The sequence below is a fragment of the Nocardioides anomalus genome, assembly GCF_011046535.1.
Classification (GTDB): domain Bacteria; phylum Actinomycetota; class Actinomycetes; order Propionibacteriales; family Nocardioidaceae; genus Nocardioides; species Nocardioides anomalus.
Window position 1 is genome coordinate 2,940,348 of record NZ_CP049257.1, and the last position, 18,844, is coordinate 2,959,191.

Consider the following 18,844-nt stretch of genomic DNA (forward strand, 5'->3'; position numbering starts at 1 on the left):
TGTCCGTGAACGGACCCGGTGCCGACCCGCGCGCCGACGTCGAGCTCCGCCTGCCCGCCGATAGTGCGTACGTGTCGGTGCTGCGCACCACCTCCGCCGGGCTCGCGGCGCGGCTGGACTTCACCCTCGACGACATCGAGGACCTCCGCATGGCGGTCGGCGAGGCCTGTGCGCTCGTCCTGCCCGAGGCCGAGAGCGGCTCGGACCTGTCGTGCGAGTTCTGGATGCGCTCCAACGAGCTGACCATCGCGGTCGGCGTGCCGGCGCGGCAGCCGACCCCGCCCGACGAGGACAGCTTCGCCTGGCAGGTGCTCAACACGCTGGCCTCCAAGACCTCGGCGACCACCGACAGCGGGCGCTTCACGATCTCGCTCTCGATGCAGTCGACCCTCTCGGAGCCCGCGCTTTGAGCGTGGTCCAGTGATGACCGGTGACGCGACGCTCGACGCGGCCTCCGAGCGGTCCTCCGCCGTGGAGGCCACCCGGCGCCGCAGTGCCGAGCTCTTCGCGCAGCTGCGCGACGAGGACGGCTCCACCACCTCCCACGAGGCGGCGCGGGAGGGGCTCGTGCACCTGCACCTGCCGCTGGTCGAGCACTGCGCGCGCCGCTTCCGCAACCGTGGGGAGCCGTTCGAGGACCTGGTCCAGGTCGGCACCATCGGGCTGCTGAAGTCCATCGACCGCTTCGACCTCGAGCGCGGGGTGGAGTTCTCGACGTACGCCACCCCGACGATCATCGGCGAGATCAAGCGCTACTTCCGCGACAAGGGCTGGGCCATCCGCGTCCCGCGCCGGTTGCAGGAGCTGCGGATGCAGATCGGCTCGGCCAGCGCCGAGCTCACCCAGAGCCTGGGCCGCTCCCCCACCCCGCGCGAGCTGGCCGACAAGATCGGCTGCTCGGTCGAGGAGATCCTCGAGGGCATCGAGTCCAGCAACGCCTACTCCACGCTCTCCCTCGACGCCAGCGACAACGACGAGGACGGCGCGGCGACCATGCTCGACGCCATCGGCGTGGACGACGAGAACCTCGAGCACGTCGAGATCCGCGAGTCGATCAAGCCGCTGCTCGACCGGCTCGACGCCCGGGAGAAGCGGATCCTCCTGCTGCGCTTCTTCAAGAACATGACCCAGTCGCAGATCGCCGAGGAGATCGGCGTCTCGCAGATGCACGTCTCCCGACTGCTCTCGCGCACCCTCGAGCAGCTGCGGACCTCGCTGGAGGCGGAGTCCCCGTAGCGGGCCGGCCTAGAGCTCGTCGGGCTCGTCCCCGGCCGCCAGGGCCTGCGTCGAGGCCGGGTGCAGGACGCCGACGAGGGTGAGCGCGGATACCGCGAGCAGGGCGAGGGCGACCGGTGTCGTCCCACCGCCCCAGAAGCTGTAGGCGAGCAGCAGCCCGATGAGCTCGGCCGCCACCACCGGGCCGCGCGCCCACGAGCTCACCTGGACCAGACCACGCGCGCAGGCGGCCAGTCCGGCCGCCAGCAGGACGAAGAACAGCGTGGTGGTCACGGCCAGCGCGACCCGCTCGGAGTCGGCGCTGACGACCTCCACGACGCCCAGCACCACGAGGGCCAGGGCCTGCAGCGCGACCAGGGTGGCGGCCCCCAGGAGGGGTACAGGGGGGTGTGTGCGGGCGCCCGAGGTCACGGTGGGAGAATAGGCAGGAGTCCTGCGGAATCCGTCGTCGGGAAGCTTGTGATCCACGAGACCCGCGATTCCTCTTGTGCGGAGCGACAATTCTCGGCACGCTGGAGGTGCACGGGTGAGCCGGTGTCGTCGCGCCGTGCCCGCTGCTGTGCCAGCAGCCCACCCTCCGGGGCCATGACGCCCCCACCCGACGAACTGTTTGCCGCTCCAGAAAGTAGGAAAGCCCAGCCATGGATTGGCGCCACCGCTCCGCGTGCCTCGATGAGGACCCGGAGCTGTTCTTCCCGATCGGCAACACCGGTCCGGCCATCCTCCAGATCGAGGAGGCCAAGCAGGTGTGCCGCCGCTGCGACGTGCGCGAGCAGTGTCTGCAGTGGGCCCTCGAGGCGGGGCAGGACCACGGCGTCTGGGGCGGGCTGTCCGAGGACGAGCGCCGCGCGCTCAAGCGCCGCAACGCCCGCGCCCGCGTCCGCACCGCGTGACTCTGGACCGCCGATCAGACCGGGACGTCGATCTCCGCACGGGTGCCGCCCGTCGGTGACGCCCCGAGGGTGAGCCGGCCGCCCAGCTCGGACTCCACCAGCGTGCCCACGATCGACAACCCCAGAGTCGTCGAGCCGGCGGCGTCGAAGCCGTCCGGGAGGCCCTGACCGTCGTCGTCGACGGTGAAGGTGAGCCGGCCGTCGGTCCGGGCGGCGCTCATGGTGATCGTGCCGGCGGAGCCGGCGGCGTAGCCGTGCTCGACGGCGTTCTGCACCAGCTCGGTGAGCACCATGGCCACGGTGGTCGCGGTCTCGGAGGGCAGCACCCCGAAGGAGCCCTCACGGTGCACGCGCAGCCGCGCACCGACCGAGGACACGTCGGCCACCATGCCGCCGAGGCGGTCGGCGACCTCGTCGAACTCCACGCTCTCCTCGCCGGCCTGGCTCAGCGTCTCGTGCACGATCGCGATCGAGCCGACCCGGCGCACGGCCTCCTCCAGCGCCGCCTTGGCGTCCGGGTTGCTCATCCGGCGGGCCTGGAGGCGGAGCAGGGCGGCGACGGTCTGCAGGTTGTTCTTCACCCGGTGGTGGATCTCGCGGATGGTGGCGTCCTTGGTCACCAGCTCGCGGTCGCGTCGGCGCAGGTCGGTGACGTCGCGGACCAGCACGAGCGCACCGATGAGCCGGCCGTGCGGGCGCAGCGGGATGGCGCGCACGATGAGGGACACCGAGTCGGTGCCGATCTCGGCGTCGCGGTTGGCCCGACCCCCGAGGACGGCCGACAGGGTCTCCTCGTCGGGGCGCAGCCGCGGCGGGACCAGCTCGCGGGTGACCTCGGACAGCCGGAGGCCGTCCAGGTCGCCCGAGTGGCCGAGCCTGCGGTAGACCGAGAGCGCGTTGGGGCTCGCGTAGGCGACCCGGCCCTGCTCGTCGACCCGCAGGAAGCCGTCGCCGACCCGCGGGGTGTCGGCGTGGTCGCTGCGCTGTCCCGGCACCGGGAAGTGGCCGCCGGCGATCATCTGGGTCAGGTCGGCGGCGGTCTGGAGGTAGGTCAGCTCCAGGCGCGAGGGGGTCCGGACGCCGAGCAGGTTGGTGTGCCGCCCGACCACCGCGATGACCTCCTGGCCGCGGCGGACCGGGATGGTCTCGGCCCGCACCGGCACGTCGTCGCGCCACTCGGGGTCGCCCTCGCGCACGAGCCGCCCCTCGGCGTACGCGATGTCGAGGTGGGGCCGCTTGCCGCTGGGGACGAAGGTGCCGACGACGTCGTCGGTGTACGCCGTGGGCCCGGTCGTCGGCCGCATCTGGCCGCCGGCCCAGAAGCCGTGGCCGTCGCGGTCGGGCAGCCACAGGACCAGGTCGGCGAAGCTCAGGTCGGCGATGATCTGCCAGTCCGCCTGGAGCAGCTGGAGCCACGCGACGTCGTCCTCGTCGAGGTCGGTGTGGGCGCGGACGAGCTCGATCAGGGACGCCACGCAGGTCAGCGTAGGTGGTGTGCCGCAAGCATGTTCGGCGTGCTGACGCAAGTCTGCAGCGCGGCCGGAAACCCTGGCAGGATGGGCCGCATGCCGGGTCAGTACTGGAAGCAGGTCGCCGCTTCCGGGCTGGCGGTCCCGCAGGACCGGGCCCTGGACGACCTCACCGCCGAGCTCACGCGGATGCTCGGCGACGCCGACCCCGAGACCCGCGACGGCACGGCGTACCCGACGCTCGCGACCTGGGTCACCCGGGGCGTGTACGACGACCTGCTGTCCGGCCTCGGCGACGGCATGGCCGCCGGGCTCGGCGTCGGGCTCGGCGAGCGCGAGACCGACTCGGTCTTCCGCCGCAGCTTCTCTGCGCTGATCCTCGGTGAGTGCATCGGCCGCGACAACCAGCGTCCGCTCGTGCCCGGCAGCAAGGTGCTCGAGTGGGGCGACCGGCTGGCCACCTGGCTGCTGCGCGAGCGCGACCTGCGCGGGTTCGTGCCCGGCAAGGGGTGGGCGCACGCGGTGGCCCACGGCGCCGACGCCCTCGGCACCCTGGCCCAGTCCCCCCACGTGGCGGTCAACGAGCTGACCGTGCTCCTCGACGTCATCGCCGACCGGCTGCTGCTGCCGGTCGACCGGCTGTTCAGCAACGGCGAGCCGGACCGCCTGGCCGCCGCCACCATGGCGGTGCTGCGCCGCGACATCGTCACCATGAAGGTGATCGAGCCGTGGATCGCCCGGATCGCGGCCAGCGCGGCCGCGCGCGCGTCGTACGACGACCGCGACCCGCACCTGCGCAGCGGCAACGCCGAGGCCTACCTGCGCGCGCTGTACCTCCAGCTCGCGCTCGGCACCCAGCCGCCGCAGTGCCGCTCGGACCTGCTGCTGGTCCTCGTGGACGTGCTGCGGGCGACCAACCCGCAGCTGCAGCGGTCCGTGTCGCCGCGCTGAGCAGACTCGGCGACCGGGCCCACGAGGGCTCTGCCAGAGTGAGCCCATGACGGAGAGCACCACGACGGGGACCACCGAGGGGCACAGCGGCAAGCTCGCCGTCGAGGTCGCCCGCGCGCACGGCGTCGAGACCATGTTCACGCTGTCCGGGGCGCACGTGTTCCCGATGTACGACGGCGCGGTGCAGGCCGACCCGCCGATGCGGCTGCTGGACGTGCGGCACGAGCAGACCGCCGCCTTCGCGGCCGAGGCGACCGGCAAGTTGACCCGCGTCCCGGGTCTCGCGGTGCTCACCGCCGGGCCGGGCGTGACCAACGGCGTGAGCGCGATCGCCCAGGCGCAGTTCGCCGGCTCGCCCATGGTCGTGGTCGGCGGCCGCGCCCCGCAGAACCGCTGGGGCTCCGGCTCGCTCCAGGAGCTGGACCAGCCGCCGATCGTGGCCTCGGTGTCCAAGCTGGCGCGCACCATCATGACCGCCGGCGAGGTGCTCACCGGCATGGACGAGGCGTTCCTCGCCGCGCGCAGCCCGCACCGCGGGCCGGCGTTCGTCGACGTGCCGATGGACGAGTTCTTCAACCAGGCCTCCGGCCCCGCGCCCACCGCGCCGGTGCGCGAGCGGGTCGAGCCTGACGGCGACGCGATCGCGGCCATCGCCCGGCTGCTGGGCGAGGCCCGGCAGCCGGTGCTGGTCCTCGGCACCGACGTGTGGGCCGACGGCGCCGAGGAGGCCGCGCTCCGCTTCGTGCAGGACCTCGGCGTCCCGACACTGACCAACGGCATGGGCCGCGGCGTCGTGCCGGGCGGCCACCCGCTGCTGGTGACCAAGGCCCGCAGCGCGGCGGCTCGGGGGCGCCGACCTGGTCGTCGTGGTCGGCACCCCGCTGGACTTCCGGCTCGGGTACGGCGTCTTCGGCGGCAAGGAGGAGGGCTCCACCCCCGCCCGCGTGGTGCACGTGGCCGACTCCCCCGGCCAGGTCGCGGCCCACGCCGAGCTCGCGGGCTCGGTGTCCGGCGACCTCACCGCGGTCTTCGACGCCCTGCAGGCCGCGGTCGAGCGGGGCGCGAAGCCGGACTGGTCCGCGTGGCGCACCACCCTCGCCGACACCGTCGCCGCGGCCGCCGCCCGCGACGCCGAGCTGCTCGGCGCCGAGGCCGACCCGATCCACCCCGCGCGCATCTACGGCGAGCTCGTCCCGCGGCTGGCCGAGGACGCGGTCGTCATCGGCGACGGCGGCGACTTCGTCAGCTTCGCCGGCAAGTACGTCGAGCCGAAGCGGCCCGGCGGCTGGCTCGACCCCGGCCCCTACGGCTGCCTCGGCGCCGGCCCCGGCGCGGCCATCGCGGCCCGCCTGGCCCGGCCGTCCTCGCAGGTGGTGCTGCTGCTCGGCGACGGCGCGGCCGGCTTCTCCCTCATGGACGTCGACACCATGGTCCGCCACGGACTCCCGGTGGTCATGGTCATGGGCAACAACTCCGCCTGGGCGCTGGAGAAGGGCCCGATGCAGATGCTCTACGGCTACGACGTGATCGCCGACCTGGCCCCGCGCACGCCGTACGACCAGGTCGTCCAGGCCCTCGGCGGTGGCGGCGAGACCGTCACCGACCCGAAGGAGATCGGGCCGGCCCTCGACCGCGCCTTCGCCAGCGGGATCCCCTACCTGGTCAACGTCATCACCGACGTCGAGGCGGGCTACCCGCGGGCGACGTTCGGCATCTGAGGCCTCCCGTGCACCTGCGACGCGCGCGGCCCGAGGACCTGGCCGCGGTCGGGGAGGCGACGGTCGCGGCGTACGCCTCGTTCGTCGCCGGGCGCAACGACCCCTACCTCGACAAGCTGCGCGACGCCGGGGCGCGCGACCGCGAGGCCGAGCTCTGGGTCGCGGTGGCCGAGGACGACCGGACCGTGCTCGGCTCCGTCACGCTCTGCCCCGACGGCTCGTCGTGGCGCGAGGTCGCGCGCGGCGACGAGGGCGAGTTCCGGATGCTGGCCGTCGACCCCGCCGCCCAGGGCCAGGGCGTCGGGCTGGCCCTCGTGGAGCACTGCCTCGACCACTTCCGCGAACAGGGCGCGCCCGCCGTCGTGATCTCGAGCCTGACCGAGATGAGCGCCGCGCACCGCCTCTACGGCCGGCTCGGCTTCGAGCGGCTCCCCGACCGCGACTGGTCGCCGCTGCCCGGCGTCGACCTCATCTGCTTCGAGAGGGTGCTGGCGTGAGGTTCACCGTGACCGACGACGACACCGCGGCGGCCCTCGGCTCGGGCAGCCTGCCCGTGCTGGCCACCCCGCGACTCCTGGCCTGGTGCGAGGCCGCCACCTGCGCCGCCCTCGAGGACGAGCTGCGCGACGGTGAGACCTCGGTCGGCACCCGCGTCCAGCTCGAGCACCTGGCCGCCAGCCCGGTCGGCGCCGAGCTCGAGGTCACCGCCGAGGTGGCGTACGCCGACGGCCGGCTCCGGCGCTTCACCGTCACCGCCCGGCACGTCGACGGCAAGGTCGTCGGCTCGGGCGAGGTGACCCGGGTGGTGGTGGACGCCGAGCGGTTCCTCGGTCGGCTGCGGCCCGCCCCCGACCAGGGCGCCGATTAGACCGCCTCCCCACGGCCTGGGACACTGGAGCGATCGAAGAGACCGCAGGAGGTCACCATGGGCAAGACCGGACGCAAGCGCCGCGGCCGCAAGAAGAAGGCCGCCAACCACGGCAAGCGCCCCAACGCCTGAGCGCAGGCGCTGAACGCAACGAGCCCCAGCCGGAAGGCTGGGGCTCGTGCTGTCTGCAGGGGTGGGCGCGGGCTGTTCCGCTCAGCTCTCGGTGATGCGGACCTGCACCTCGCGGATGCGGACCATCACGCGCTGGCGCAGCTCGGCCGGGGCGGCCTCGGAGCACGAGCGCGCGACGATCGACTTCACCGTGCGCTGCAGGTCGTAGCGCTCCAGGCACGGGTTGCAGGTGTCGAGGTGGGCGCGGACCGCCGAGCAGTCGGCGGCGTCGAGCTCGTTGTCGATGAAGTAGACGATCTGCTCGAGGAAGTCGGCGCAGTCGCTCGCGCTCGGGTCGCCGTGGTCGTGAGCCATCACGAGTCCCCTTCGGTTCCGGCCTTGACGGGCTCGGGGCGGCGCAGGTCGTTGGCCCGCACGTAGTCCGAGAGCATGTCGCGCAGCTGGCGCCGGCCGCGGTGCAGCCGCGACATGACGGTGCCGATCGGGGTGTCCATGATCTCCGCGATCTCCTTGTAGGCGAACCCCTCGACGTCGGCGAGGTAGACCGCGAGCCGGAACTCCTCCGGGAGCCGCTGCAGCGCGTCCTTGACCTGCGAGTCGGGCAGGTGCTCGAGCGCGGCGGTCTCCGCGGACTTCAGGCCCGAGGAGGTGTGCGACTCCGCGCGGTGCAGCTGCCAGTCCTCGACGTCCTCGGACATCGACTGCTGCGGCTGGCGCTGCTTCTTGCGGTAGTTGTTGATGAAGGTGTTGGTCAGGATGCGGTAGAGCCACGCCTTGAGGTTGGTGCCGGGGCGGAACTGGTGGAAGGAGGAGAACGCCTTGGCGAACGTCTCCTGCACCAGGTCCTCGGCGTCGGCCGGGTTGCGGGTCATCCGCATCGCGGCGGAGTAGAGCTGGTCGAGGAACGGCAGCGCGTCGCGCTCGAAGCGCAGCGCCCGCTCGTCCTCGGTCTCGGTGGCGACGTCCACCGGCTCCTCGAGCTCGAGCGCGTCGAGCGAGGACAGGTCGTCGGGAGTCTCAGTCATCGCCCCCAAGCCTACGCGCGAGGCGGGAGGCTCCATCAGCGCGATCACGTCGACAGAACGCCGCGCACGCCGGGGTCATTCCCGGACGCCGGTCACCTCTCGCACCAGCCACTCCAGCGTCGACTCCACCACGATCTCCATGGCCTCGTCCTGGGTCAGCCCGGCCGCCTTCGGGACCCGCAGCCCGTGGTCGCCGCCGGGCACCACCGCGAAGTCCACGTGCTCGAGGTCGTCGGGGAACTCCTCGGGCCGGCCCATGGTGTCCTGCTCGCCCTGGACGACGAGCGTGGGTACGCCGGCGCCGCGCAGCTCCTCGAGCCGGGACTTCTCCGGTCGCCCCGGCGGGTGCAGGGGGAAGGAGAGGGCCAGGCAGCCCACCGCGCCGACCTGCCGGGCCGAGCGGGCGGCCGAGCGGGCGCCGGCCGAGCGGCCGCCGACCACCAGCAGGGTGCGCAGGCGCAGCGAGCGCGAGGCGGCCACCAGGGCGTCATCCAGGGTCGGTGGCGCGGTGGCCACCTTGCGGCCGGCGACCCGCCACGGCTGCTCGAGCAGCACCACGCTGAACCGCTCCCGCGGCAGGCACTCGGCCAGCGCCTGGAGGTCGCGCGCGCCGGTCCCGCCGCCGGCGCCGTGGGAGAGCAGCAGGGTGGCGTACGGCGACCGCGCGCGGCGTACGGACAGCCGGGCGGGGCCGTGGGGTGTCGCGACCTCCCGCTCGGTGCTCACCGGGGCCCCATCAGGACAGGGCGAGCGGCTCGAGGAGCTCGGGGCCGTTGTTCTTCACGGCGTTGACGGCGAGTGAGACCGGGTAGGCCTCGAGCCGTCCGGGCGCCGCGGGCGTGAGCAGGTCCAGGACCGAGTCCTTCTCGGTGCGCGGGTCCAGCCAGGCGGCCCACCGGTCGCGCTCGACCATGAGCGGCATCCGGTCGTGGATCCGGCCGAGGTCGTCGGGGGCGTCGGTGGTGATGACGGTGCACGTCCACAGGAACCGGTCGTCGGCGTCCTCGGCCTTGTCCGGGTCGCGCCAGATCTCGTAGAGCCCGGCCATGGCCAGCGTGCCGCCGTCCGACGGGCGGATGAAGAACGGCTGCTTCTTGGGCTTGCCCGCCTTGGTCAGCTCCTCGGTCGGATACCACTCGAAGTAGCCGTCGGCCGGCAGCAGGCAGCGTCGCGCGGCCAGGGCGCGGCGGAACGCCGGCTTCTCGGCCACCGTCTCCATGCGGGCGTTGATCATCCGGCTGCCGATCTTGACGTCCTTGGCCCACGACGGCACCAGGCCCCACCTCAGGGTCCGCAGCTGCCGCTCGGCCGGCTCCCCCGCGTCGCCGGCCTCCCTCGACGGCGGCCGCTCCACGACGGCGTACACCTCCTTGGTGGGCGCGACGTTGTAGTCCGGGGCCAGGGGCTGCGGCACCCGGTCGTCGACCACCTCGAACTCCTCGATGAGGTCCTCGGGGCGCCGACTGGAGGCGTAGCGGCCGCACATGGGGCCAGCCTAGAGCGCGCGGTGGTCTGGACCGAGCGTGCTGAAACGGCCGCTGCCCCGTTGGTGCGGTGTGAGCCCGACCTCGACGACGGCTCCGGCCCGGGCCGGCTGTCTCGCCGTGCGTCCGAGGCTGGCCGCGCACGCGCGCGCGGCGCTCACCGGCGCCGAGGCGGCGCGGGTCGCGGCGCACCTGGCCTGCTGTGCGGCGTGCTCGGAGGCGTACGCCGGGATGCTGGACGCGCGGACCCGGCTGGTGCGGCGCGGTCTCGTCGTCCCGGCCGGCACCGGCCGGCTGCTGGTCGGCGGCGCGGCGGCAGGGCTGGTCGCCGCCGTACTCCTAGGCGCCGGCCCAGGGGACCGGTCGCCGGACCGCTCCGACCCCGGCGTGGTGGCCGCGCCGCCGGCGGTCCAGCCGCCGCGCGGAGGCCAGCCCGCACGCCCGCCGCGCGCGGTCCCCTCGACCAGCACGCCGACCGCCTCGCCCCCCACCGGTCCGGGACCCACGCCGACCGCCGGGCCCGCGGCGCAGTTCGTCGCGACAGGGCCGACCGCTGCGCCCACCACCGCGCCCACCACCGCGCCCACCACCGCGCCGACCACCGCGCCGACGGCCGCACCCACCGACGTACCGACCGAGCAGCCGACCGCCGGTCCGCCACCTCTGGTCGAGGTCGACCCCACCCTGCGGGTCGCCGGGATCGAGCCGGTCGCCGTGGTGGCCTCGGTGCTCACCGCGCTCGTGCCGTCGCCCGCGGCGCCGTGAGGTCGACGTGCTTGACTGAGCCATGGCCATCAGCAGACTGCTCGCGCGCCCGATGCTCGCCTCGATGTTCATCGTGGGGGGCCTGGACTCGGTGCGCAACGCCCGGACCAAGGCCGAGGCCGCGCGTCCGGTGACCGACAGGGTCGCGCCGCTCCTGCAGCGCGCCGTGCCGCAGCTCCCGTCCGACCCCGCCTCGCTGGTCCGGCTCAACGGCGGCGTGCAGGTCGCCGCCGGTCTGGCGCTGGCCACGGGCCGGTTCCCGCGCCTGTCCGCGGCGGTCCTGGCCGCGAGCCTGGTGCCGACCACCGCCGCCGGCCACCGGTTCTGGGAGGCCAGCGACCCGGCGCAGAAGGCGCAGCAGCGGGTGCACTTCTTCAAGAACGTCTCGATGCTCGGCGGCCTGATCATCGCCTCGGGCGACACCGAGGGGCAGCCCGGCGTGGTGTGGCGCACCCGGCGCGCCGCCAAGGACGCCCGCCGCGAGGCCAAGGTGCTGGCCCGCTCCGCCCGGCGGGAGGCGGCCCTCGCCAAGGCCAAGGTCACCTGAGTTGACCGCACCGACGGCGCCCGCGGCGCCGGACTGGCCGGCGCCCCGGGCGAGCGGCCCGGTCCGGGCCGTGGTCTCGCTGCCGGGCAGCAAGTCGCTGACCAACCGCGCGCTGCTGCTTGCCGCGCTGGCCGGCGGTCCCTCCGTCGTGCGCCGCGCGCTGCGCTCGCGCGACACCCTGCTGATGGCCGCCGCCCTCACCGCGCTGGGCTCGGCCGTCGACACGGCCGGCGAGGACTGGGCGGTGGCCCCCGGCCCCTTCGACCGTGACGCCGACGTGGACTGCGGCCTGGCCGGCACCGTGATGCGGTTCGTGCCACCCGCGGCCGCGCTGTCGGGCGGGACGGTCTCCTTCGACGGGGACCCGCACATGCGCACCCGTCCGATCGGCGAGGTCCTCGCGGCCCTGCGCTCGCTCGGTGTGGACGTCTCCCCCGGCGACTCGTTGCCGTTCCGGGTGCACGGCACCGGCTCGGTGCGCGGCGGCCACGTGGTCATCGACGCCTCGGCGTCCTCGCAGTTCGTCTCCGCGCTGCTGCTGGCCGGGGCGCGGTACGACGAGGGCGTGGACGTGCGCCACGACGGCAAGCCCGTGCCCTCGCTGCCCCACATCGACATGACCGTGGCCATGCTGCGCAAGCACGGCGTCGAGGTCGACGACAGCGACCCGCACCGCTGGGCCGTCGCTCCCGGCCCGATCCGGGCCGTCGACCACGTCATCGAGCCGGACCTGTCCAACGCGGCGCCGTTCCTGGCCCTGGCCGCGGTCACCGGCGGCACGGTGAACGTGCGCGACTGGCCCGGGTCGACGACGCAGGCCGGCGACGCGCTGCGCGAGATCCTCACGTCATTCGGCTGCACGGTCGAGCGGACCGACGAGGGCCTCACCGTGCAGGGTCCGGACCGGCTCAGCGGGATCGACGTCGACCTGCACGACCACGGTGAGCTCACCCCGGCCGTCGCGGCGCTGTGCGCGCTGGCCGACGGTCCCTCGCACCTGCGCGGGGTCGCCCACATCCGCGGGCACGAGACCGACCGGCTGGCCGCGCTGGCCCGCGAGCTCGGCGGCCTCGGCGCCGACGTCACCGAGCACCCCGACGGCCTGTCCTTCCGCCCGGCCCCGCTGCACGGCGGGGTCTTCCACACCTACGCCGACCACCGGATGGCGCACGCCGGTGTCGTCGTCGGCGCCGCGGTCGAGGGCGTGCTCGTCGAGGACGTCGCGACGACGTCGAAGACGTTCCCCGACTTCGCCGGCTTCTGGTCCGGGCTGTTCTGAGATGCCCACGGGGCGGTACTCCGACCAGGACGTCGAGCACTACGACCGTCCCCGACGCCGGACCCGCCCCCGCACCAAGGAGCGCCCGACCTACGACGACGCCGCCGACGGCGTGGTCGTCACCGTGGACCGGGGTCGGTTCACGGTCCTCGTTGCCGGGCACCTCGTCTACGCGATGAAGGCACGCCCGCTCGGGCGCCGCGGCGTCGTCGTCGGCGACCGGGTCAAGGTCGAGGGCGACGTCACCGGCGACGAGGGCACCCTGGCCCGCATCGTCGAGGTCCACGAGCGCACGACCACGCTGCGGCGCACCGCCGACGACGACGACCCCGTCGAGCGCGTGATCGTGGCCAACGCCGACCAGCTCGTGGTGGTGGTGGCGATCGCCGACCCCGAGCCGCAGCCGCGGCTGCTGGACCGCGCCCTCGTGGCGGCGTTCGACGCCGGGCTGGCGCCGCTGCTGTGCCTGACCAAGTCCGACCTCGCCTCACCCGAGCCGCTGCTCGCGACGTACCGCTCGCTCGGCGTGCCCTGGGTCGTCACCCACCGCGGCGGCGACCTGGCCGAGCTGCGCGAGAGCCTGGCCGACCGGACCAGCGTGCTGCTCGGCTCCAGCGGTGTCGGCAAGTCCACGCTGGTCAACGCGCTCGTGCCCCACGCGGACCGCGAGGTCGGCGTGGTCAACGCCGTCACCGGGCGCGGCCGGCACACGTCGACCTCGGCCTACCTGCTGGCGCTGCCCGACGACCAGGGCTGGATCATCGACACCCCCGGCATCCGCTCGTTCGGGCTGGCCCACGTGCAGCCCGAGCACCTCATCGAGGCGTTCCCGGACCTCGACGAGATGACCGAGGAGTGCCCGCGCGGCTGCACCCACGGCACCGACGAGCCCGAGTGCGGCCTCGACGAGGCCGTGGCCCGCGGCGAGGCCGACCCCGAGCGGGTGGCGTCGTTCCGGCGGCTGCTCGCCGCACGCTCCGAGCCGGCGTACTGAGCCTCAGCTGCCCCAGACGGCCTGCGCGCCGGCGTCGCCCGTGAGCGCCGTCCACACCAGCGTCAGCACCGCGCCGACCACGACCAGGCCGCCGAGGGCGTAGCGGGTCGCACCCGCCTTGGCGTGCTGCCAGACCGCGAGGACCGTGACGACCAGGAAGCCGGTGGTCATCCAGCGCAGCACGTCGGCCAGCTCCTCGTGGTGCTCGATCCGCTCCGCGGCCTCACCACCCAGGTTGGCGAACTGCTGCCCCTTCTCCAGGAAGTTGTCCCCGCTGAGGTAGGCGGCCCAGATCGTGACGAAGGCGATGACCACCAGGCCCAGCGTCACCCAGCGCAGCCGGTCGCGGTAGCGCGGCAGCACGGCGTACGCGATGGCCACCAGCGCGGAGACCGGCCCGAACACCACCGCGGCGTGCACGATGAGGGGGTGGAGCGGCAACCCGTTGAACTCCCACATGTCTGCTGTACGTACCTCCACGGCGAACGGTTCACCGCAGCATAGGGTGGCGCCCGTGGCGGACTACACCGACGACCTCCGCCTGGCCCACGTGCTGGCCGACGACGCCGACTCGCTGACCACGGCGCGCTTCAAGGCGCTGGACCTGCACGTCATGACCAAGCCGGACCTGACCCCGGTCTCCGACGCCGACGAGGCGGTCGAGGAGAGCCTGCGCCGCACCCTGTCACGGGTGCGCTCGCGCGACGCAGTCACCGGCGAGGAGCAGGGCTCGACCGGGCACAGCCAGCGGCGCTGGATCATCGACCCGATCGACGGCACCAAGAACTTCGTGCGCGGGGTGCCCGTCTGGGCCACGCTCATCGCGCTGGCCGTGGACGACGAGGTGGTGCTCGGCGTGGTCTCGGCCCCGGCGCTGCAGCGGCGCTGGTGGGCCTCGTCCGGCTCCGGCGCCTGGACCGGCCGCTCGCTGCTGAAGGCGACCCAGTGCCACGTCTCGGACGTGCGCCGCCTCGAGGACGCCTCGCTGTCCTACTCCTCGCTGCACGGGTGGGAGGAGCGCGGCCAGAGCGACGACTTCGTCTCGCTGATGCGGCGGGTGTGGCGCAGCCGCGCGTACGGCGACTTCTGGTCCTACACGTTGCTGGCCGAGGGTGCGGTCGACATCGCCACCGAGCCCGAGCTCGCGCTGCACGACATGGCCGCGCTCGACGTGATCGTGCGCGAGGCCGGCGGGACGTTCACCTCGCTGTCCGGTGAGGACGGCCCGTGGGGCGGCAACGCGCTGGCCACCAACGGCCACCTGCACGACGCCGCCCTGTCCTTCCTGGGCTCGGTGGACGACGACAGCGACCCCGACTGGCAGCCGACCGGGCCCGGCTCGGTCTCCGAGCTGCGTCCGCGGGGTCCGCGGCCGGTGCCGGCCGCCGAGGACGGCCCGGAGGACGGGTCCGAGGGCTGAGCCCGAGACGGGGCCCGCCTGGCGGCGCGAGGGTTCCCAGCGCCGCCGCACCTCGCTACGGTCGAGGTCCGAACCGTCCTGGGAGGTCCGCGTGAAGATCGTCGAGGTGCTCAACGCCAAGCCCGAGGCCGGGGTCGTCACGATCACCCCCGAGGCCGGCGTGCGCGAGCTCATCGCCAAGCTGGCCGAGCACAACGTCGGGGCGCTCATCGTCAGCGCCGACGGCGAGACGGTGGCCGGGATCGTCAGCGAGCGCGACGTGGTGCGCCACCTGCACCACGACGGCACCGTCATCAACAACACCGTCGCCGCGATCATGACCGAGGTCGTCGAGACCACCGAGCCCGACGCGACGCTCGACGAGCTCATGCAGACGATGACCCGCCGCCGGATCCGGCACGTGCCCGTCGTGGACGACGGCCGGCTGGTCGGCATCGTCTCCATCGGCGACGTGGTGAAGCACAAGATGAGCCAGCTCGAGTTCGAGCGCGACCAGCTCGACTCCTACGTGCACCAGACCTGAGCCCGGCCGCCGCGCGGCGACCGGGCCCGGGCCCGGCGGCGTCAGCAGACCGTGAAGCTGGTCTTCAGGCTCTTGGTCTTGAGCTTGCCGCTCGGCTGCCTGACGGTGACCTTGGCCTTGACCTTGACCGTCGAGCCGCTGGCCGCGCCCTTCTTCACCTTGAGCTTGGTCTTGAACGGTGCCGCCTTGTCGGTCTTCTTCTTGGCGCCGGTGGCCTTGAAGACGACTAGGCGGATGGTGCCCTTGCCCTTGGTCCTGGTCACCTTGAGCTGGTACTTCTTGCCCGACGGCACACAGCCCTCGGGACCGTCCAGGGTGACGGTCGCGCTGCCGACCTTGGCGCCGACGTCGGAGCTGCAGCCCACCGGGGGCGCAGACGGGATCCGCGCGAAGGAGACCGGGCCGCCGTAGATGTCGTCCGCGGTCCACACCGCGATGCCCGTCGTGTCGGACGTCGGATCCGCCGCCGTCTCGACGTCGCGGATGCCGGGAGCCGCGGCCAGCTCGCTGTACGCCGACCACGTCGCCCCGTCCGCCGTGCCGTGGAAGAAGCCCAGGAACATCCCGTTGCCGTTGCTGCCGGTCTCGGTGACGAGCAGGTCGCCGGTACGGGTGATGGCGACGTCCGGCGCGTCCTGGGTCCCCGAGCTGAAGCGGCTGCTCACGCAGTCTGGGGACACCGGCGCACCGAAGGCACCGCCGGCGAACGGCCGGAGCACCGTGTCGCGCTGCAGCCCCTCGTAGCCGAGCCACAGGCGACCCGCGCCCGACGTCACGTCATAGGAGCCGTTGCGCTCCCAGGGCGCGCCGAGGTCGTACCTCGTGGGCGTGCTCGACCACTTGCTCATGTCGTTGATCTCGGTGGGGACGACGTTGCCGTTGAAGGCCCGGTAGTAGGTGCCGTTGGCCAGGCCCGGGGCGAAGCCGCTGAGGAAGGCCAGGGGCCGACCCTCCGGCGTGACGCCGACCAGGAGTCCGTCGACGCTCTCGCTGCCACCGCCGGTGCTGAACGTCGCGCCCGAGGTGGGCGCGCCACCGGGGAGCGGCGCCGCGGTGAAGGCCTGGTAGTCAGCGGCGGCCCCCGTAGGGCCACTGTTCGAGGCGATCCAGAGCCCGTTGCTCCCAGGGGCGAGCTCGACGTCGGTGGCGGTGACGTTGGCGACCTTGGCCATCGGACCGAAGGTGGCGCCACCGTTGGCCGAGGCCGCGGCGTAGGTCCGCTCCGCAGCACCGTCGTGGTTGCCGATCGCCACGACGACCTTGGTGCCGTCGGTGACCAGCCACGGCCCGGTGCTGTCGTCGACGTCGTCCGGCGTGGGCGGGGAGAGCGTCGCAGTCAGGGCGCAGGCGGAGCCGCCGGCCGGGATCCGGCAGATGCGGACGGCGTACGGCTGCCCGACCGCGGCCCGGTCCAGCAGGGCGACGACCGCAGCGCCGTCGTTGGTCATCACGACGTCGAGGGCCTTGGAGGTGAGGCCGAGACCGGTGCCGGCGCGAGGCTGGTCCGGTGCGGCGGCCTGTCCGGGCGAGGGCAGCGCGGTCGGCGCGGCCAGGGCGAGGAGCAGCGCTCCCGAGGCGACGAGGCGGTTCATGCTCGCCATCCTCGTCTTTGCACCCGGCGCCCAGAATGACTCGACTGAGCCCTTGCGGACCGCGGGACCGGCATGCTGGGGCCCATGGCCCGACCCCGCAGCCTCGTCACCGGCGGCACCCGCGGGATCGGTGCCGCCGTCGCGCAGCGGCTGGCCCGCGCCGGCCACGACCTGGTGCTCGGCTACGCCCACGACGACGCCGCCGCGGAGCTGGCCGAGGCCGCGGTGCAGGCGGCCGGCGGCGAGTGCACGCTGGTGCGCTGCGACCTGCTCGACGACGACGGCGTCGAGGACCTGTTCGCGGCCGCGGGCGCCCTCACCGGGGTGGTCAACAACGCCGGCGCGACGTTCCACATCGGGCCGCTGGCCGAGACGCCGGTCGAGGTGATCCGGCGGACCGTCGACCTCAACCTCACCACCGCGATCCTGGTCGCCCGCGCCGCGGTCCGCGCCCTCTCCACGGCGTACGACGGGCAGGGCGGCGTGCTGGTCAACATCAGCTCCGGCGCGGCGACCAAGGGCTCACCCGGCGAGTACGTCCAGTACGCCGCGGCCAAGGCCGGTGTCGACGCGCTCACCCTCGGCCTGGCCGAGGAGGTGGCCCAGGACGGCGTGCGCGTGGTCGGGGTCGCCCCCGGGATGATCCGCACCACCATCCACGCCGACGCCGGCGAGCCCGGCCGGCTCGAGCGCGTCGCGCCGCTCATCCCCCTGCAGCGCGCGGGCGAGCCGGAGGAGGTGGCCGACGCCGTGGCCTGGCTGATGAGCGACGAGGCGTCCTACGTCACCGGCACCACGCTGCGGGTCGCAGGCGGTCGTTAGGCTCGCGGCATGAGCACCGAGAAGCCCGAGATCGACTTCGTCGACCCCACCCCGCCCACCGACCTGGTCGTCACCGACCTGCGCGAGGGCGACGGCGAGGAGGCGCGCAGCGGGCAGACCGTCGAGGTCCACTACGTCGGCGTGGCCCACTCGACCGGCGAGGAGTTCGACGCCTCCTACAACCGCGGCGAGCCGCTGAAGTTCCGCCTCGGCGTCGGCCAGGTCATCCAGGGCTGGGACACCGGCGTGCAGGGCATGAAGGTCGGCGGCCGCCGCCAGCTCGTCATCCCGCCGCACCTCGGGTACGGCGACCGCGGCGCCGGCGGCGTCATCAAGCCCGGCGAGACCCTGGTCTTCGTGGTGGACCTGCTGGGCGTCAGCTGAGACCCACCTCCGACACGACAGCGCGCCCCGCCCCGAGGACCGGGACGGGGCGCGCTGTGGAGATCAGGAGTTGGACGCGGTCTGCACCGCGGTCAGCTTGGCGTTGCTCACGGACTCCGTGAAGTTGGTCTGGCTGGAGGTGTGGTTGTCCTCGCAGCTGAGGGTGACGGTGAACGGGCTCGCGCTGGTGACCGCGACGGTCTGCCCCGTGCTGGCCGTCCACGCGTAGACGAGGATGACGCCGCCGAGCTCCTCGGTCCACGACTGCACCGACTGGGAGCCGGCTCCGCCGAGGTGGCACTCGATGCTGGCGAAGCTGTCGTCGGTGTCGTCGGAGGCACTCAGCGTGTAGCTGGCGTTCACGACGTAGCTGCCGGCCGGGAGGTTCTTGGACAGCACCGTGTTCTGCACGTTGTGGTTGCTGTTGATCGTCAGCGAACCGGTCTGCGAGGCGGAGTAGCCTGCCGCGGCGCCGGCGGGCCCGGCGGGCCCGGCCGGGCCTGCGGGGCCGGCGACGCCCATCTTGTTCCAGGTCAGCTTCTTGTCGCCCTTGGCGCACTTCTTCGCCGAGTAGAGCGCACCGGTGCCCTTCTTGACGCACGCCGTGATCGTGCCGCCCTTCTCGGCGGTGGTGGCGTACGTGACGGCGAAGGTGGCGCTGCACAGCGCGATGACGACGGCGACGACACCGAGCATCCGCCCGGAGGATCGCGTGAACGAGGTGAGTCTGGTCATGCACGGA

Annotated in this window: 25 protein-coding genes and 1 pseudogene; 17 read left to right on the forward strand and 9 right to left on the reverse strand. The window is 73.6% G+C overall.

Features of this window, described 5'->3' with window-relative positions:
- The first annotated feature begins 5 nt into the window (after positions 1–5).
- Positions 6–410 (forward strand): ATP-binding protein, encoded by a 405-nt coding sequence (locus G5V58_RS14825; RefSeq protein WP_230486643.1) that lies wholly within the window; start codon positions 6–8, stop codon positions 408–410.
- 13 nt (positions 411–423) lie between these two features.
- Positions 424–1,236 (forward strand): RNA polymerase sigma factor SigF, encoded by an 813-nt coding sequence (locus G5V58_RS14830; RefSeq protein WP_165234213.1) that lies wholly within the window; start codon positions 424–426, stop codon positions 1,234–1,236.
- Positions 1,237–1,245: 9 nt separating this feature from the next.
- Here G5V58_RS14830 and G5V58_RS14835 read toward each other — a convergent pair whose 3' ends face one another.
- Positions 1,246–1,647, reverse strand: coding sequence for a hypothetical protein (locus G5V58_RS14835; RefSeq protein ID WP_165234216.1), 402 nt, complete (start codon positions 1,645–1,647; stop codon positions 1,246–1,248).
- 230 nt (positions 1,648–1,877) lie between these two features.
- Here G5V58_RS14835 and G5V58_RS14840 point away from each other — a divergent pair, with 230 nt between their 5' ends.
- On the forward strand, positions 1,878–2,129 hold the full coding sequence (locus G5V58_RS14840; protein WP_134720666.1) for a WhiB family transcriptional regulator: 252 nt from the start codon (positions 1,878–1,880) through the stop codon (positions 2,127–2,129).
- A 14-nt stretch (positions 2,130–2,143) separates the two neighbouring features.
- On the opposite strand, the gene G5V58_RS14845 is transcribed toward G5V58_RS14840, so the two are convergent.
- Positions 2,144–3,604, reverse strand: a complete 1,461-nt coding sequence (locus G5V58_RS14845; RefSeq protein ID WP_165234219.1) for a sensor histidine kinase — start codon at positions 3,602–3,604, stop codon at positions 2,144–2,146.
- A gap of 90 nt (positions 3,605–3,694) precedes the next feature.
- On the opposite strand from G5V58_RS14845, the gene G5V58_RS14850 reads away from it, so the two are divergent.
- From G5V58_RS14850 to G5V58_RS26740, 6 genes and pseudogenes are all read left to right on the forward strand, one after another.
- A complete protein-coding gene (locus tag G5V58_RS14850) occupies positions 3,695–4,549 on the forward strand; it encodes a DUF2785 domain-containing protein (protein ID WP_165234222.1) in 855 nt (284 codons plus the stop codon).
- 133 nt (positions 4,550–4,682) lie between these two features.
- Positions 4,683–5,312 (forward strand): annotated as a pseudogene (locus G5V58_RS26010) (thiamine pyrophosphate-binding protein); the annotation flags it as partial.
- 103 nt (positions 5,313–5,415) lie between these two features.
- On the forward strand, positions 5,416–6,267 hold the full coding sequence (locus G5V58_RS26015; protein ID WP_230486644.1) for a thiamine pyrophosphate-dependent enzyme: 852 nt from the start codon (positions 5,416–5,418) through the stop codon (positions 6,265–6,267).
- Between the two features lie 8 nt (positions 6,268–6,275).
- The gene (locus G5V58_RS14860; RefSeq protein ID WP_230487359.1) at positions 6,276–6,764 is read left to right on the forward strand and encodes a GNAT family N-acetyltransferase; all 489 of its coding nucleotides are present in this window, start codon (positions 6,276–6,278) and stop codon (positions 6,762–6,764) included.
- Positions 6,761–7,135 carry a thioesterase family protein gene (locus G5V58_RS14865; RefSeq protein ID WP_165234225.1) on the forward strand — a complete coding sequence of 125 codons (375 nt, stop codon included), beginning with the start codon at positions 6,761–6,763 and terminating at the stop codon, positions 7,133–7,135. The genes G5V58_RS14860 and G5V58_RS14865 overlap by 4 nt, the downstream gene beginning before the upstream one ends.
- Positions 7,136–7,192: 57 nt before the next feature.
- Positions 7,193–7,267, forward strand: coding sequence for a 50S ribosomal protein bL37 (locus G5V58_RS26740; protein ID WP_396408713.1), 75 nt, complete (start codon positions 7,193–7,195; stop codon positions 7,265–7,267).
- An 81-nt stretch (positions 7,268–7,348) separates the two neighbouring features.
- Here the strand turns inward: G5V58_RS26740 and rsrA are convergent, their stop codons facing one another.
- The 4 genes from rsrA to G5V58_RS14885 all read right to left on the reverse strand — a co-directional run bounded on the left by rsrA (position 7,349) and on the right by G5V58_RS14885 (position 9,778).
- Positions 7,349–7,621: a mycothiol system anti-sigma-R factor gene (gene rsrA / locus G5V58_RS14870; protein ID WP_165234228.1), complete on the reverse strand. Its 273-nt coding sequence runs from the start codon at positions 7,619–7,621 to the stop codon at positions 7,349–7,351.
- Positions 7,621–8,292 carry a sigma-70 family RNA polymerase sigma factor gene (locus G5V58_RS14875; protein ID WP_165234230.1) on the reverse strand — a complete coding sequence of 224 codons (672 nt, stop codon included), beginning with the start codon at positions 8,290–8,292 and terminating at the stop codon, positions 7,621–7,623. Before G5V58_RS14875 ends, rsrA begins: the two co-directional genes overlap by 1 nt.
- Before the next feature lie 75 nt (positions 8,293–8,367).
- A complete protein-coding gene (locus G5V58_RS14880) occupies positions 8,368–9,018 on the reverse strand; it encodes an alpha/beta hydrolase family protein (RefSeq protein WP_165234233.1) in 651 nt (216 codons plus the stop codon).
- 10 nt (positions 9,019–9,028) lie between these two features.
- Positions 9,029–9,778, reverse strand: a complete 750-nt coding sequence (locus G5V58_RS14885; RefSeq protein ID WP_165234236.1) for an SOS response-associated peptidase — start codon at positions 9,776–9,778, stop codon at positions 9,029–9,031.
- A 118-nt stretch (positions 9,779–9,896) separates the two neighbouring features.
- On the opposite strand from G5V58_RS14885, the gene G5V58_RS14890 reads away from it, so the two are divergent.
- Genes G5V58_RS14890 through rsgA form a run of 4 tightly spaced genes read left to right on the forward strand, consistent with a single transcriptional unit; the run spans position 9,897 to position 13,361 of the window.
- Positions 9,897–10,541: a hypothetical protein gene (locus G5V58_RS14890; RefSeq protein WP_165227616.1), complete on the forward strand. Its 645-nt coding sequence runs from the start codon at positions 9,897–9,899 to the stop codon at positions 10,539–10,541.
- Positions 10,542–10,563: 22 nt separating this feature from the next.
- Positions 10,564–11,088 (forward strand): DoxX family protein, encoded by a 525-nt coding sequence (locus G5V58_RS14895; RefSeq protein WP_165234239.1) that lies wholly within the window; start codon positions 10,564–10,566, stop codon positions 11,086–11,088.
- A 1-nt stretch (position 11,089) separates the two neighbouring features.
- Positions 11,090–12,367 carry a 3-phosphoshikimate 1-carboxyvinyltransferase gene (aroA, locus tag G5V58_RS14900; protein ID WP_165234242.1) on the forward strand — a complete coding sequence of 426 codons (1,278 nt, stop codon included), beginning with the start codon at positions 11,090–11,092 and terminating at the stop codon, positions 12,365–12,367.
- Between the two features lies 1 nt (position 12,368).
- Positions 12,369–13,361: a ribosome small subunit-dependent GTPase A gene (gene rsgA, locus G5V58_RS14905; RefSeq protein WP_165234245.1), complete on the forward strand. Its 993-nt coding sequence runs from the start codon at positions 12,369–12,371 to the stop codon at positions 13,359–13,361.
- 3 nt (positions 13,362–13,364) lie between these two features.
- On the opposite strand, the gene G5V58_RS14910 is transcribed toward rsgA, so the two are convergent.
- Positions 13,365–13,820 carry a DUF2231 domain-containing protein gene (locus G5V58_RS14910; RefSeq protein WP_165234248.1) on the reverse strand — a complete coding sequence of 152 codons (456 nt, stop codon included), beginning with the start codon at positions 13,818–13,820 and terminating at the stop codon, positions 13,365–13,367.
- A 55-nt stretch (positions 13,821–13,875) separates the two neighbouring features.
- Between G5V58_RS14910 and G5V58_RS14915 the strand changes: the two genes are divergently transcribed.
- Positions 13,876–14,781 carry an inositol monophosphatase family protein gene (locus G5V58_RS14915; protein ID WP_165234251.1) on the forward strand — a complete coding sequence of 302 codons (906 nt, stop codon included), beginning with the start codon at positions 13,876–13,878 and terminating at the stop codon, positions 14,779–14,781.
- A gap of 91 nt (positions 14,782–14,872) precedes the next feature.
- Positions 14,873–15,304 carry a CBS domain-containing protein gene (locus tag G5V58_RS14920; protein WP_165234254.1) on the forward strand — a complete coding sequence of 144 codons (432 nt, stop codon included), beginning with the start codon at positions 14,873–14,875 and terminating at the stop codon, positions 15,302–15,304.
- Positions 15,305–15,345: 41 nt separating this feature from the next.
- Here the strand turns inward: G5V58_RS14920 and G5V58_RS14925 are convergent, their stop codons facing one another.
- On the reverse strand, positions 15,346–16,896 hold the full coding sequence (locus G5V58_RS14925) for a hypothetical protein (RefSeq protein ID WP_165234257.1): 1,551 nt from the start codon (positions 16,894–16,896) through the stop codon (positions 15,346–15,348).
- Between the two features lie 84 nt (positions 16,897–16,980).
- On the opposite strand from G5V58_RS14925, the gene G5V58_RS14930 reads away from it, so the two are divergent.
- Positions 16,981–17,718: an SDR family oxidoreductase gene (locus tag G5V58_RS14930; RefSeq protein WP_165234260.1), complete on the forward strand. Its 738-nt coding sequence runs from the start codon at positions 16,981–16,983 to the stop codon at positions 17,716–17,718.
- Positions 17,719–17,727: 9 nt separating this feature from the next.
- Positions 17,728–18,102 carry an FKBP-type peptidyl-prolyl cis-trans isomerase gene (locus tag G5V58_RS14935; RefSeq protein ID WP_165234263.1) on the forward strand — a complete coding sequence of 125 codons (375 nt, stop codon included), beginning with the start codon at positions 17,728–17,730 and terminating at the stop codon, positions 18,100–18,102.
- Between the two features lie 63 nt (positions 18,103–18,165).
- Here the strand turns inward: G5V58_RS14935 and G5V58_RS14940 are convergent, their stop codons facing one another.
- On the reverse strand, positions 18,166–18,837 hold the full coding sequence (locus tag G5V58_RS14940; RefSeq protein ID WP_165234266.1) for a hypothetical protein: 672 nt from the start codon (positions 18,835–18,837) through the stop codon (positions 18,166–18,168).
- Between the last annotated feature and the right edge of the window lie 7 nt (positions 18,838–18,844).